Origin of the sequence: Pseudomonas sp. HS6-2 (assembly GCF_049325675.2) — a bacterium.
GTDB lineage: Bacteria > Pseudomonadota > Gammaproteobacteria > Pseudomonadales > Pseudomonadaceae > Aquipseudomonas > Aquipseudomonas putida_N.
On the sequence record NZ_CM143906.1, the window covers coordinates 4,641,420 to 4,653,983 of the forward strand.

Annotated in this window: 13 protein-coding genes and 1 pseudogene; 8 read left to right on the plus strand and 6 right to left on the minus strand. The window is 65.0% G+C overall.

Annotation, left to right across the window (positions count from 1 at the left end; genetic code table 11):
- Window positions 1-23: 23 nt before the first annotated feature.
- Window positions 24-1,115, minus strand: coding sequence for a chorismate synthase (aroC, locus tag ACOKS3_RS21730; RefSeq protein ID WP_103449654.1), 1,092 nt, complete (start codon window positions 1,113-1,115; stop codon window positions 24-26).
- A 142-nt stretch (window positions 1,116-1,257) separates the two neighbouring features.
- Between aroC and ACOKS3_RS21735 the strand changes: the two genes are divergently transcribed.
- Together ACOKS3_RS21735 and ACOKS3_RS21740 are read left to right on the plus strand one after the other, a co-directional pair.
- Window positions 1,258-2,220 carry an alpha/beta hydrolase gene (locus ACOKS3_RS21735; RefSeq protein WP_422763015.1) on the plus strand — a complete coding sequence of 321 codons (963 nt, stop codon included), beginning with the start codon at window positions 1,258-1,260 and terminating at the stop codon, window positions 2,218-2,220.
- Window positions 2,221-2,323: 103 nt separating this feature from the next.
- A complete protein-coding gene (locus ACOKS3_RS21740) occupies window positions 2,324-3,112 on the plus strand; it encodes a hypothetical protein (RefSeq protein ID WP_422763014.1) in 789 nt (262 codons plus the stop codon).
- Between the two features lie 100 nt (window positions 3,113-3,212).
- Here the strand turns inward: ACOKS3_RS21740 and prmB are convergent, their stop codons facing one another.
- Entirely contained in the window at window positions 3,213-4,121 is a 909-nt protein-coding gene (gene prmB, locus ACOKS3_RS21745; RefSeq protein WP_103449651.1) for a 50S ribosomal protein L3 N(5)-glutamine methyltransferase, read from the minus strand.
- Window positions 4,122-4,301: 180 nt separating this feature from the next.
- Between prmB and ACOKS3_RS21750 the strand changes: the two genes are divergently transcribed.
- From ACOKS3_RS21750 to ACOKS3_RS21770, 5 genes are all read left to right on the plus strand, one after another.
- Complete coding sequence (locus ACOKS3_RS21750; protein WP_103449650.1) at window positions 4,302-4,892, plus strand: cysteine hydrolase family protein; 591 nt, start codon at window positions 4,302-4,304, stop codon at window positions 4,890-4,892.
- A gap of 88 nt (window positions 4,893-4,980) precedes the next feature.
- On the plus strand, window positions 4,981-5,301 hold the full coding sequence (locus ACOKS3_RS21755; protein ID WP_103449649.1) for a hypothetical protein: 321 nt from the start codon (window positions 4,981-4,983) through the stop codon (window positions 5,299-5,301).
- A gap of 76 nt (window positions 5,302-5,377) precedes the next feature.
- Window positions 5,378-5,938 carry a Smr/MutS family protein gene (locus ACOKS3_RS21760; RefSeq protein ID WP_422763013.1) on the plus strand — a complete coding sequence of 187 codons (561 nt, stop codon included), beginning with the start codon at window positions 5,378-5,380 and terminating at the stop codon, window positions 5,936-5,938.
- A gap of 70 nt (window positions 5,939-6,008) precedes the next feature.
- Window positions 6,009-6,554, plus strand: coding sequence for a GTP cyclohydrolase I FolE (folE, locus tag ACOKS3_RS21765; protein WP_103449647.1), 546 nt, complete (start codon window positions 6,009-6,011; stop codon window positions 6,552-6,554).
- Between the two features lie 58 nt (window positions 6,555-6,612).
- Entirely contained in the window at window positions 6,613-6,978 is a 366-nt protein-coding gene (locus tag ACOKS3_RS21770; RefSeq protein ID WP_103449646.1) for a glutaredoxin, read from the plus strand.
- 34 nt (window positions 6,979-7,012) lie between these two features.
- On the opposite strand, the gene ACOKS3_RS21775 is transcribed toward ACOKS3_RS21770, so the two are convergent.
- Entirely contained in the window at window positions 7,013-7,615 is a 603-nt protein-coding gene (locus ACOKS3_RS21775) for a glutathione S-transferase family protein (RefSeq protein WP_103449645.1), read from the minus strand.
- Between the two features lie 146 nt (window positions 7,616-7,761).
- On the opposite strand from ACOKS3_RS21775, the gene ACOKS3_RS21780 reads away from it, so the two are divergent.
- Entirely contained in the window at window positions 7,762-8,952 is a 1,191-nt protein-coding gene (locus ACOKS3_RS21780; protein ID WP_103449644.1) for a benzoate/H(+) symporter BenE family transporter, read from the plus strand.
- 108 nt (window positions 8,953-9,060) lie between these two features.
- Here ACOKS3_RS21780 and ACOKS3_RS21785 read toward each other — a convergent pair whose 3' ends face one another.
- The 3 genes and pseudogenes from ACOKS3_RS21785 to ACOKS3_RS21795 all read right to left on the minus strand — a co-directional run bounded on the left by ACOKS3_RS21785 (window position 9,061) and on the right by ACOKS3_RS21795 (window position 12,513).
- Window positions 9,061-9,942 (minus strand): methyl-accepting chemotaxis protein, encoded by an 882-nt coding sequence (locus tag ACOKS3_RS21785; protein ID WP_371858380.1) that lies wholly within the window; start codon window positions 9,940-9,942, stop codon window positions 9,061-9,063.
- Window positions 9,922-10,998: pseudogene (locus ACOKS3_RS21790) on the minus strand (HAMP domain-containing protein); the annotation flags it as partial. The gene ACOKS3_RS21785 and the pseudogene ACOKS3_RS21790, both read right to left, overlap by 21 nt.
- A 117-nt stretch (window positions 10,999-11,115) precedes the next feature.
- Window positions 11,116-12,513: an aminotransferase-like domain-containing protein gene (locus ACOKS3_RS21795; protein WP_422763012.1), complete on the minus strand. Its 1,398-nt coding sequence runs from the start codon at window positions 12,511-12,513 to the stop codon at window positions 11,116-11,118.
- Window positions 12,514-12,564: the final 51 nt, after the last annotated feature.

Here is a 12,564-nt window from a genome sequence, read left to right on the forward strand (position 1 = left end):
CGAAAAGGCCGCGCCTGGCTAAATCAGAGCTGGCCCAGCACCGGGGTGTTGACCTTCACATCGGCATTTTGCGCGCGGTGGCGCAGCAGGTGGTCCATCAGCACGATGGCCATCATCGCTTCGGCGATCGGCGTGGCGCGGATGCCGACGCACGGGTCATGGCGGCCCTTGGTGATCACCTCGACCGGGTTGCCATCGACGTCGATCGAGCGGCCCGGGGTGGTGATGCTGGAGGTCGGCTTCAGCGCCAGGTGGGCGACGATCGGCTGGCCCGAGCTGATGCCACCGAGGATGCCGCCGGCATTGTTGCTGAGGAAGCCTTCCGGGGTCAGCTCGTCACGGTGCTCGGTACCACGCTGGGCAACGCTGGCGAAACCGGCGCCGATTTCCACGCCCTTGACCGCGTTGATGCTCATCAGCGCATGGGCCAGCTCGGCGTCGAGGCGGTCGAAGATCGGCTCGCCCAGGCCTGGCATCACTCCTTCGGCCACCACGGTGATCTTCGCTCCGACCGAATCCTGGTCACGACGCAGCTGGTCCATGTAGGCCTCGAGCTCCGGAACCTTGCCCGGGTCGGGGCTGAAGAAAGCGTTTTCCTCGACCGAGTCCCAGCTCTTGAACGGGATCTCGATCGGGCCCAGCTGGCTCATGTAGCCACGCACCTGGATGCCCTGGGTGGCCAGGTACTTCTTGGCGATGGCGCCGGCAGCCACACGCATGGCAGTTTCCCGGGCCGAGCTGCGGCCGCCGCCACGGTAGTCGCGGATGCCGTACTTGTGGTGGTAGGTGTAGTCGGCGTGGGCCGGGCGGAACAGGTCCTTGATCGCCGAGTAGTCCTTGGACTTCTGGTCGGTGTTGCGGATCAGCAGGCCAATCGAGCAGCCGGTGGTACGGCCTTCGAATACGCCGGAGAGGATCTCCACTTCGTCGGCTTCCTGGCGCTGGGTGGTGTGCCGGCTGGTGCCAGGCTTGCGCCGGTCAAGGTCGTGCTGCAGGTCGGCGAGGGAGATTTCCAGGCCAGGTGGGCAACCATCGACAATGGCGACCAACGCCGGGCCATGGCTTTCGCCAGCGGTGGTGACAGTGAACAGCTTGCCGTAGGTATTGCCGGACATGGACGCTCCGCGAAATCTGCCTGAGATGAACGAAAGCGGGCAGTATACAGATGGAATGGCAATCTGTGCGCAGCCTCGGCCTTGCCTGCGAACCTTCCCGCAAACATTGGGTCAAAGCGTCATCTCCCTACTGTAGTACCGCATGATGTCGCGCCTGGTCGCCTTCTTCCTCCTGCTGTGCACTGGCCTGGCCCAGGCCGCTGCCCCCACCGTGCTGCAACGCCCCATCGACCTGGACACAGGCCAGGGTGTGCTGCACGGCAGCCTGCTGCTGCCGCAACAGGCCACGCCCCCGCCTGTGGTACTGATCATCGCCGGCTCCGGCCCCACCGACCGCGACGGCAACAACCCGGCCTCGGGGCGCGTCGACAACCTCAAGCGCCTGGCCTTGGTGCTGGCCAACGAGCACATCGCAAGCGTGCGCTACGACAAGCGTGGGGTGGCGGCCAGCCAGCCGGCCACGCCCGATGAGCGCGACCTCAGTGTGCAGCGCTACGTCGACGACGTGGTGGCCTGGAGCCGCAAGCTCAAGGCCGACCCACGTTTCGGCCCGCTGATCCTGGTTGGCCACAGTGAAGGGGCGCTGATCGCCAGCCTGGCTGCCGAGCGTGCCGGCGCCAGCGCGGTGATCACCCTGGCCGGCATGGGCCGGCCATTGGCGGACGTACTGCGCGAGCAGCTGGCCCAGCGCATGTCACCGGCGCAACTGGCAGGTGGCAGCGCCCTGCTCGACCGCCTGCAGGCCGGGCAGACCAGCCTGGACGTGCCGGCACCGCTGCGCCAGGTGTTCCGCCCCAGCGTGCAGCCCTACCTGATCACCCTGCTCCAGCAGGACCCGGCACAGGCCTTCGCCCGCTTGCCGATGCCTGCGCTGATCGTGCAGGGCCGCAATGACGTGCAGGTCGACGTAACCGATGCCGAACGCCTCAAGGCAGCCAAGCCGGATGCGCAGCTGGTACTGATCGACGGCATGAACCACATGCTGCGCATCAGCCCCAAGGACATGCACCTGCAGCGTGACAGCTACCTCAACCCGGAACTGCCACTGGCACGGGAACTCGGCGAGCGAGTGGTCAGTTTCATTCACCAGTTGCCTTCGGCCTGACCCTCAAACATCGGCAAAACCTGCCGATAACGCGGTATCGGTGCTGATTGGGGCTGCAAAGCGGCACCCGTCAGCGCCTGCCCGTATCTGAGGAAATGCCTTGATGACCGATGCCCCCGCCGCCGTCGAACCGGCCGAAGAGCCCCAAGCCCCGGAACCTGCCGCCCTGCCTTGGGCCGACCTTGCCGTCGAACACTTCCAGCTGCTGCGCCTGGCGCCCTTGCCGACCGACCGCAACAGCGGTGCACGGCCATTGCGCTTCGTCGAGTTCGCCTATGCCGAGCGCCATGACAAGGCCCACAGCCTGCTGCGCATGGAAATCCGCCTGCCCGGGCAGAAAGTGCGCAAGGAGCAGAACCAGCTGGATGTGCGGGTGGATCACACCGAGCGCCTGGTGACCCTCGGCAGCGACAGCGGCCTGCAACTGGAGCCGCTCAACCGTGGCCTCGGCCGCTTCATGCTTGGCCAGGCCGTGCAGTGGCTGCAGCGTCGCTGGTCGAATTACCGGGTCGAAGGCATGGCGCTGCCGAACAAGGATGCGCTGAACGAAGACACCCGCCTGCGCCGCGACCGCTTCATCACCGCCAGCGGCATGGAAGTGGAATACGCCGACCCGCAGCACCTCAAGGGCCGCACGCTCGACACCACGGTGAGCCAGCTCAAGGGCGGCTGGAATACCGAAAAGGTGCAGCAGATAAGCATGCTCGATGCGGCAGGCATGCTGCAGCAGGCAGAGCAGCAGTTGCTGGAGAAAGAGGGGCAACTGCGCGAACGCGATGAGCGGGTGGCCAAGTATCGGCGCGAGGATAGCGGCTTGCGCTTTACCATCACCTGCCTGGTGGCGTTTGCCGTGTTCCAGGCGGGTTTGTTGATCTGGATCGCTACACGCTGAGACCGCGGCGCCTGCTTCGCGGGACAAGCCCGCTCGCGATCGCCTGCAGGAGCGGGCTTGTCCCGCGAAAGGGCTGCAAAGCAGCCCCAGCAATCCAGCGTCAGACGCGAGCCTTGAACAGCTCCTGGTGCTGACGACACTGCTCGGCGGTGAGCATGAACACACCATGCCCGCCACGCTCGAACTCCAGCCAGGCGAAGTCCACCTCCGGGTACAGCGCCTCGACATGCACCTGGCTGTTGCCGACCTCGACGATCAGCAAACCCTTGTCGGTCAGATGGTCGCCCGCCTCGGCCAGCATCCGCCGTACCAGGTCCAGGCCGTCGTTGCCGCAAGCCAGGCCCATTTCCGGTTCGTGGTGATATTCGGCCGGCATGTCGCCGAAGTCCTCGGCGTCGACATACGGCGGGTTGGACAGGATCAGGTCGAAACGCTGCCCCGGAAGGCCGGCGAAACCATCACCCTGCACGGTGAACACACGCTCGTCGAGGCCATGGCGCTCGATGTTCTGGTTGGCCACTTCCAGCGCGTCGAACGACAGGTCGGCCAGCACCACTTCGGCCTCGGGGAACACCTCGGCGGCCACGATACCGATGCAGCCAGAGCCGGTGCACAGGTCGAGGATGCGTGCCGGCTCCTGCGCCAACCACGGTTCAAAGCGCTTTTCGATCAGTTCGCCGATCGGCGAACGGGGCACCAGCACACGCTCGTCGACGATGAACGACATGCCGCAGAACCAGGCTTCGCCCAGCAGGTAGGCAGTCGGCACCCGCTCTTCGATGCGGCGCTTGAGCAGGTGCTGCAGGCGTACCCGCTCGTCATCCTCGAGCTGGCAGTCCAGGTAGCTGTCGGCGATTTCCCATGGCAGGTGCACGGCGCCCAGCACCAGCAGGCGAGCTTCGTCCCAGGCATTGTCGGCGCCGTGGCCGAAGAACAGCTCGTGCTCATGGAAGCGGCTGACCGCCCAGCGGATATGGTCGCGCAACGTGCGCAGACGAGATGTGATCACGGGGTACTCCTAATTCAGACCGTACAAAAGTCTAACAGCCCCACCCGCACATTTGTTCCCCGGGATGCCCCAATGGCAGGCCACAAGCCAGTAACCACGCCGCTTGCGATGTCAACCATTCCCATTGACGCCAAGGCAAGGGAGAATAGGTATACAAAAGCCCTACCCAAGGAGCCCTTGATGTCCGTTCCAACCACGATGTTCCGCCTCACTGGCCGCGACTACCCGCCGGCCAAGCTGAGCCAAGCCAGCCTGATCATCATCGATGCGCAGAAGGAATACCTGAGCGGTCCTCTGCAACTGTCGGGCATGGACGAGGCCGTGGCCAACATCGCCCGGTTGCTCGACGCCGCCCGCAAGGCCGGCCGTCCGATCATCCACGTTCGCCACCTCGGTACCGTAGGCGGCCGCTTCGACCCGCAGGGCCCGGCCGGCCAGTTCATCCCCGGCCTGGAGCCGCGCGAAGGTGAAATCATCATCGAAAAGCGCATGCCCAACGCCTTCAAGAACACCAAGCTGCACGACACCCTGCAGGCGCTGGGGCACCTGGACCTGATCGTGTGCGGTTTCATGAGCCACTCCAGCGTCAGCACCACTGTACGCCGCGCCAAGGACTATGGTTATCGTTGCACCCTGGTGGAAGACGCCTCGGCAACCCGCGACCTGGCGCTCAAGGATCAGGTGATCCCAGCCGCGCAGATCCACGCGTGTGAAATGGCCGTGATGGCCGACAACTTCGCCTGTGTCGCCCCTACCGCCAGCCTGATCTGAGCTGACGTTGTGATGACCGCCCGGCAGCCGGGCGGAACCCGAGGGCCGGGCCCAGGTCGAATTCCGGATGTCCACAGAGGAAACTGGAATGAAGCTCAAAGGCAGTTTCGACGCCAAGCGTCTGCGCCCGCGTGAACCGCGTAACTGGGGTGCTCGTATTGCCGCCGGGCTGTCGGCCCTGATCGCCACGCTCGGCGTGCTGCTGGCCATGGCCGGCATCGCCGGGCTGCTTGGCAACTACACCGCCCTGGCCGAACTCAATGCCAACCGCCCGCTCGCCATCATCCTGGCCGTGGGCGGGCTGTTGCTGCTGTACCTTGGCGTGCGCTTCTGGCGACGCAGCCGCATTCGCCTGCGCCGCGGGCGCGAGCTGAACCTGTCGCCGCACCTGATGAAAAAGCATGATTAGTGGTTTACCGGCGAAGAGGCTGGTACTGACGACACTGGGTTGATCGCGTAAACTACGCCGCCCATGTGGAGGCACCATGCAAGACGACGATTTTTCCCTGTTCAGCGCTGAAGTGCGCGGCGTCAGGCCGATCAAGCACGACCGCGCTGACGTGGGCAAGCCGAAAACCGACCGCAAGCAGCTGGCCGGCCTGCGCCAGGCGGCGACCATCCGCAGCGACCAGGCCCTGGTGATCGACGGCCTGTCCGACCAGTTCGTCATCGACGTCGGTGCCGAAGACGAGCTGATGTGGCGCCGCGACGGCGTACAGGAAGGCCAGATCCGCAAGCTCAAGCTCGGCCAGATCGCCTTCGAGGGCAGCCTCGACCTGCACGGCATGAGCGTGGAGAAAGCCCGTGAAACCCTGTGGGCCTTCATCGCCGAAGCCACCCAGCTGGAAGTCCGCTGTGTACGGGTGACCCACGGCAAGGCCGCACGCCTGGACGGCAAGCGCCCGATGATCAAGAGCCATGTCAACACCTGGCTGCGCCAGCACCCGCAAGTGCTCGGTTTCACCTCGTGCCAGGCCCGCCATGGCGGCACTGGCGCGGTGTATGTGATGCTCAAGCGAACCATGATGGAAGGCCGCGACGAGTAACGCCGTGCTTGCAGCGCCGCGCGCGGCGCCGTACCCTTCCTTTTTGCGATTTTTACCCACAGGTAGATACATGTCCCTGGAACAGAACTACACCGAGATCCTCAGCCAACTTGGCGAGGACGTCTCCCGTGAGGGCCTGCTCGACACGCCCAAGCGGGCTGCAAAGGCCATGAAGTACCTTTGCCGCGGTTACGAGCAGACGCTGGAAGAAGTCACCAACGGCGCGCTCTTCACCTCCGACAACAGTGAGATGGTGCTGGTCCGGGACATCGAGCTGTATTCGATGTGCGAACACCACATGCTGCCTTTCATCGGCAAGGCTCACGTGGCTTACCTGCCCAAGGGCAAGGTCCTGGGCCTGTCGAAGGTTGCGCGCATCGTCGACATGTTCGCCCGCCGCCTGCAGATCCAGGAAAACCTCAGCCGCCAGATCGCCGAGGCCGTGCAGCAGGTGACTGGCGCCGCTGGCGTGGCAGTGGTCATCGAAGCCAAGCACATGTGCATGATGATGCGTGGCGTGGAAAAGCAGAATTCGACCATGCTCACCTCGGTGATGCTAGGTGAGTTCCGTGAAAACGCCTCGACTCGCAGCGAGTTCCTCAGCCTGATCAAGTGATCGGCGCATGACCCGAGCCGGCCCCCAGGGGTCGGCTTTTGCTTTTCAGGAGTAACCCATGATCGTCAAAGCCCTGCGGGTCGGCCTCGGCCAGCTCATCGTGTTCGGCGACTGGATCAGCCGCCCGGCCAAGCAGAAGCGTGATGCAGCGGCCCAGGCGCGTATCGAGCAAGAGGCCAAGGGCCTCGCGCTGTACCAGTTCCATGCCTGCCCGTTCTGCGTGAAGACCCGCCGCACCCTGCACCGCCTGAACGTACCAGTGGCGTTGCGTGATGCCAAGAACGACGACGTGCATCGCCAGGCGCTGCTCGAAGGGGGTGGCCGGGTGAAAGTGCCGTGCCTACGCATCGAAGAAGCGGGCAAGGTGACCTGGATGTATGAATCCAAGGCCATCATTGCCTATCTGGACAAGCGCTTCGCCTGAAGCGCCCGCGCGGTCCTAGTGGGACCGCGCCAGCTTACTCGACCATCGGCACATGCCGCGGATGACTGGCCACCCGCTCCAGCCAGGCGCGAACTGCCGGATAATCGGCCAGGTCGAACCCGCCCTGATGCGCCACATGGGTGTAGGCATACAGTGCCACATCGGCAATCGAGTACTGGTCGCCGACCAGATACGGCGTCATCTGCAACTGCCGCTCCATCACCTTCAACGCCTTGTAACCGCCCTTGTGCAGTTTGCGGTATTCCTCCACGCGCTCTTCCGGCAGCCCGAGGTAGAACTGGATGAACCGTGCCACGGCAATATACGGCTCATGGCTGTACTGCTCGAAGAACTGCCACTGCAACACCTGGGTCCGCAGGCGCGGTTCGCTGGGCAGGAACTCGCTGCCGTCGGCCAGGTAGTTGAGGATGGCGTTCGATTCCCACAGGCAGGTACCGTCCTCGAGCTTGAGCACCGGCACCTTGCCATTGGGGTTCATGGCCAGGAACTCTGGCGTTTCGGTCTCGCCCTTGAGGATATCCACCGACTGCCATTCATATGGGCGGTCGAGCAGGCTGAGCATCAGCTTGACCTTGTAGCAGTTGCCTGACTGGTAGTCACCATACACCTTGAACATCGCCCGTCCCCTCCCATGCAGTTGCGAAAACTTGCCCAATAGTTGGCGACTGTACGGCTAAAAGCAATGCCTGCTGTATGGCAAGGATCAATCCGCCCCGCGTTAGTCTGAAAAAACTGCTTACACATGGACAAGGACCCAACCCAATGACCGATGCCACCTCCGCACGCCTGCGGCCCCTGGCAGACACCTCCCCATCGGCGGTGGTCGCCGGCTTCATCGCCATGCTCACCGGCTACACCAGCTCGCTGGTGCTGATGTTCCAGGCCGGCCAGGCAGCCGGCCTGACCAACGCGCAAATTTCTTCGTGGATCTGGGCGCTTTCGATCGGCATGGCGGCGTGCAGCATCGGCCTGTCGCTGCGCTACCGCACCCCCATCACCGTGGCCTGGTCGACCCCCGGCGCGGCGCTGCTGATTACCAGCCTGGGCGGGGTCAGCTACGGCGAGGCCATCGGTGCCTACATCACCTGTGCGCTGCTGGTGCTGGTCTGCGGCCTGACCGGCAGTTTCGAGCGCCTGGTCAAGCGCATCCCGGCCTCGCTGGCCTCGGCCTTGCTGGCCGGCATCCTGTTCAAGATCGGCAGCGAGATCTTCGTTGCTGCCCAGCACCGCACCCTGCTGGTCCTGGGCATGTTCTTCAGCTACCTGCTGGTCAAGCGCCTGTCGCCGCGCTACTGCGTGCTGGCCGCCTTGCTGGTGGGCACGGCGTTGTCCGGCGCCCTCGGCCTGCTCGACTTCAGTGGCTTCAAGCTGGAGGTGGCCACCCCGGTGTGGACCACGCCGAGCTTCTCGCTGGCTGCGACCATCAGCATCGGCATTCCGCTGTTCGTGGTAGCCATGACCTCGCAGAACATGCCTGGCGTGGCGGTGCTGCGCGCCGACGGCTACCAGGTGCCCGCCTCGCCGCTGATTTCAACGACGGGCCTGGCTTCACTGCTGCTGGCACCGTTCGGCTCACACGGGGTCAACTTGGCGGCGATCAGTGCGGCGATCTGCACCGGCCCGCACGCCCATGAAGACCCGAGCAAGCGTTATACCGCGGCGGTGTGGTGCGGGATTTTCTATGGCATTGCCGGCACGTTCGGCGCCACCCTGGCGGCCTTGTTCGCGGCGCTGCCGAAGGAGCTGGTGCTGTCGATTGCGGCGTTGGCGCTGTTCGGTTCGATCATGAACGGGCTGACCGTGGCCATGAGCGAAGCCAGGGAGCGCGAGGCGGCGCTGATCACCTTCATGGTTACGGCTTCGGGGTTGACCCTGTTCTCGATCGGCTCGGCGTTCTGGGGGATCGTGGCGGGAGTGTTGACCTTGATGATCCTCAACCCACGCAAGGCCTGAAATTGATAATGCCGGTACCGGCCCTTTCGCGGGGCAAGCCCGCGCCTACAGGTATCGTGGTAGCCCTGTAGGCGCGGGCTTGTCCCGCGAAGAGGCCAGCACAGGCGATCACAGCCTGAAGTGGCCGACCATGCCCTTCAGGTCATTGCCCAGCTGCGCCAGTTCGATACTGGACCGGGCATTGTCCTGCATTGCCAGCGCCGCCTGGTCGGCACTACCGCGGATCTGTGTGACGCTACGACTGATCTCTTCGGCCACCGAACTCTGCTGCTCCGCCGCCGCCGCAATCTGCTGGTTCATCTGCTGAATCAACGACACCGCCACCGCAATGCTGCCCAGCGCGCTTTCAGTCTGCAGCGCATCGGCCACGGCCAGGCGCACCAGCTCGGTACTGCCACGGATCTGCGCCACCGATTGCTGGGCATTGCCGCGCAGGCTAGCCACCAGGCGCTCGATTTCCTCGGTCGACTGCCGGGTACGCCGGGCCAGCGCCCGTACTTCGTCGGCCACCACCGCAAAACCACGCCCCTGCTCACCCGCCCGGGCCGCCTCGATGGCTGCGTTGAGCGCCAGCAGGTTGGTCTGCTCGGCGACGCTCTTGATCACCTCCAGCACATCGCCAATGGTGTGGATCTCGGCACTCAGGCTGTCGATGCCGGCACTGGCCGTGTCCGCAGCCGTCGCCAGCTGCTCGATGCGCTGCATGCTCTCGCGCACCACGCGCTGGCCGGCGTCAACCTTGTCATCGGCGGCCTGCGCCGCCTGTGCGGCTTCTTCGGCATTGCGCGCCACGTCATGCACAGTGGCGGTCATCTGCTGCATGGCGGTGGCCACCTGCTCGGTTTCCTCCTTCTGGCTGCCGACTTCGCGGTTGGTCTGCTCGGTCACTGCCGACAACGCCTGGGCGCTGCCGGCCAGCTGCTCGATACCCTGCTGCAGGCCGCTGACCACGCCTGACAACCCGGCGGCCATCTGTTGCATGGCCTGCATCAACTGGCCGACTTCATCACTGCGCGCCGCCTCGCTCTCCAGGCTCAACTCGCCTGCGGCAATGCGCTGGGCACGGCCGATCACGCGCTTGAGCGGGCCGACCACCGCGCGGGTAATCAGCCAGGCAGCGAGAAGACCCACCAGCAACGCCAGCCCGGTGGCGAGGGCGATGGCCAGGCTGTTGCGCGCCAGCTCGGCCTGCATCGCCTGCTGATCGACGGCATAGGCCTGGTCAACCCGGCCCGTGACCTGCTCGGCACGCGCCTGCAACTGCGCCTTGATGCCTTGCTCCTTGCCCAGCAGGTCGGTGTATTCATTGAGCTTGTCGGTAAAGCTGACAATGTGCCCGGCCACCTCGCCGAGCACACTCTGGTAGCCCGCGTCACCGACGGCGGCCTTGAGTTGCTCGACCAGCTGCGCCGCCTCGACCGTCTGGGCGATGCGACCTTGCTCCCCCTCCTCGCCCTTGCGACTCTTGTCCAGGCGCACCCGCGCTTCGTCCATGGCCTGCAGCATCAGCCGCGACACTTGCGCCACCTGCCCAGCCTGCTCAAGGAACTCGCCGCCTTGCTGGCCCTGGGACTGCTTGAGGGTATAGGTGGCATCGTCGGCCAGGCCGGCCTGCAGCACATCAAGGTTGTTGGCCACGCTGGACACCGACCAACTGGCCATGTCCAACGCCAGCTCCTTGGCCTGCACCGCTTCGACGAAGGCTTCGAAGGCCTGGCCGTAAGCCGCCAGGTCCGCCTCGGCCGCCGCCAACGCTGGCAGGCTGCGGGCGCGCTCGGCAAGGTTCTGCAAGCCGCTGCGCAAGGCCTCGGCCTCTTTGATATCGGAGCGCAGGGCAAAGGCCTGCTCGTGCTGACGCAGCCGCAGCAGGTCGGTATTGATCTGGCCCAGCTGGCGCAGGCCGTCGAAGCGCTGGCCGACGCTGTGCAGCGCCGCGATACCGATGGCCGCCACCGCGACCGTCAGCAACAACACCAGGGCAAAACCCAGGCCCAGTTTGCGGGCCATGCCCAGATTGGCCAGAACACCGTGCCTGCTCGTCGCCATCGCCGATTCCCCTTCACCGTGCCAGGTTTTGCCGAGGGCCAAGCGTGGCAACGTTATCACTCTGCTAACAAGAGGTTGGCGCCCAAATGGTGTCAAATGGCTATGAGCGTGTCGCGATCAGCTAGCTGAAGGTCGCCCTGCGTGCTGAAGGAAGCCCTGGGCACGGGCGTCCTGCCCATAGGCGACATTGATGCGCAGCCAGTCGCTGGCGGCGCCCTGGTAGTCGAAGGCGCTGCCCGGAGTAAGCAACACCGCATGCTCCAGTGCCAGGCGCTCAAGGTTGACGAAATCACGTCCAGGCACCCGCGTCCAGACGAACATCCCGCCATACGGCTCACAGAACACCTGCCAGCCGTACTGTTCCAGTTGCCCGAGCAATTTGGCCATGTGCTGCCCCAGCCGCACCCGCAGTCGCTGGACGCTCTTGCGGTAGCTGCCATTGGCCAGCATCTGCCCGACCACCTGTTCGGCGAAGCGCGAAGTACCGATACCGCTGACCATCTTCAGCTCGGCCAGGCGCGCCACCAAGGGTGCATCGGCCACCAGGTAGCCGACGCGCAGCGAACTGCTCAGGGTCTTGGAGAAACTGGCCAGGTAGATCACCCGTTGCTCGCTGTCGAGGGTGGCCAGGCGGGTGGCCGGGCCTTCCTGGAAGTCAGCGTAGATATCGTCCTCGATGATGCGCAGGTCGTACTCGCGGGCCAGCTCCAGGAGGCGATAGGCAACCTTGGGCGCAAGGCTGGTGCCCGTGGGGTTCTGATACAGGCTGTTGGTGAAAAGGCAACGCGGGCGGTGCTCGGCCAGCAAGCGTTCGAGCATTGCAAGGTCAGGGCCGGTCGCCGTGCGCGGCACCGGCAGCATGCGCACCTGATGCTGGCGCAGCAGGTTGTACAGGTTGTAGTAGCCAGGGTTTTCCACCAGCACGGTGTCGCCGGGGCGCAACAAGGTACGCACCAGCAGGTCGAGGCCATGGCTGGCACCTTGGGTGGTGAGGATGCGTTCGGGGCCGGCAGCGATGTCCAGCCGTGCCAGGCGCTTGTGCAAGTGCTGGCGCAGGCTGGCCAGGCCTAGCGGCGGGCTGTAGTCGAACAGGTCCTGCGGGTTGCCGCGGCTGACCTGGCGGATCGCCTGGGCCAGTTCGACGTCCGCGCGCCAACTGTTCGGCAGCCAGCCGCAGCCGAGCTTGAGCAGTTCGTCGTGGCCTTCGCGGAACTGGCGCCAGTTGCTATCGCCCGCCTCGCCCCACACAGGCTGATGCTCGGCTGCGGCGGTGGCTTTGCGTTCGGCGACGAAGAAGCCGGTGCCATGACGTGCCTCGAGCCAGCCGCTGGCGACCAGACGGTCGTAGGCCTCGATCACGCAGGAGGCACTGACCGACTGGTCGCGGGCCAGGCTGCGGATCGATGGCAGACGGGCACCGGGACGCACGCGCTGCTGTTCGATCCAGGCCAGCAGGTGGTCGGTGAGTTGCTGCACCAGCGGGGTGGGGCTTTGGCGGTCGAGGGTGAAGTGCATGGCGCTGGGTGTTTGCTAATTTTGGGCGAACAGTTAAGCATAAATGCGGGC

Bases quoted from the DNA above. Each gene is read 5' to 3' on its own strand.
- aroC (WP_103449654.1), bottom strand. From the start codon at position 1,115: ATGTCCGGCAATACCTACGGCAAGCTGTTCACTGTCACCACCGCTGGC.
- ACOKS3_RS21735 (WP_422763015.1), top strand. From the start codon at position 1,258: ATGATGTCGCGCCTGGTCGCCTTCTTCCTCCTGCTGTGCACTGGCCTG.
- ACOKS3_RS21740 (WP_422763014.1), top strand. From the start codon at position 2,324: ATGACCGATGCCCCCGCCGCCGTCGAACCGGCCGAAGAGCCCCAAGCC.
- ACOKS3_RS21750 (WP_103449650.1), top strand. From the start codon at position 4,302: ATGTCCGTTCCAACCACGATGTTCCGCCTCACTGGCCGCGACTACCCG.
- ACOKS3_RS21755 (WP_103449649.1), top strand. From the start codon at position 4,981: ATGAAGCTCAAAGGCAGTTTCGACGCCAAGCGTCTGCGCCCGCGTGAA.
- ACOKS3_RS21760 (WP_422763013.1), top strand. From the start codon at position 5,378: ATGCAAGACGACGATTTTTCCCTGTTCAGCGCTGAAGTGCGCGGCGTC.
- folE (WP_103449647.1), top strand. From the start codon at position 6,009: ATGTCCCTGGAACAGAACTACACCGAGATCCTCAGCCAACTTGGCGAG.
- ACOKS3_RS21770 (WP_103449646.1), top strand. From the start codon at position 6,613: ATGATCGTCAAAGCCCTGCGGGTCGGCCTCGGCCAGCTCATCGTGTTC.
- ACOKS3_RS21775 (WP_103449645.1), bottom strand. From the start codon at position 7,615: ATGTTCAAGGTGTATGGTGACTACCAGTCAGGCAACTGCTACAAGGTC.
- ACOKS3_RS21780 (WP_103449644.1), top strand. From the start codon at position 7,762: ATGACCGATGCCACCTCCGCACGCCTGCGGCCCCTGGCAGACACCTCC.
- ACOKS3_RS21785 (WP_371858380.1), bottom strand. From the start codon at position 9,942: ATGCAGGCCATGCAACAGATGGCCGCCGGGTTGTCAGGCGTGGTCAGC.
- ACOKS3_RS21795 (WP_422763012.1), bottom strand. From the start codon at position 12,513: ATGCACTTCACCCTCGACCGCCAAAGCCCCACCCCGCTGGTGCAGCAA.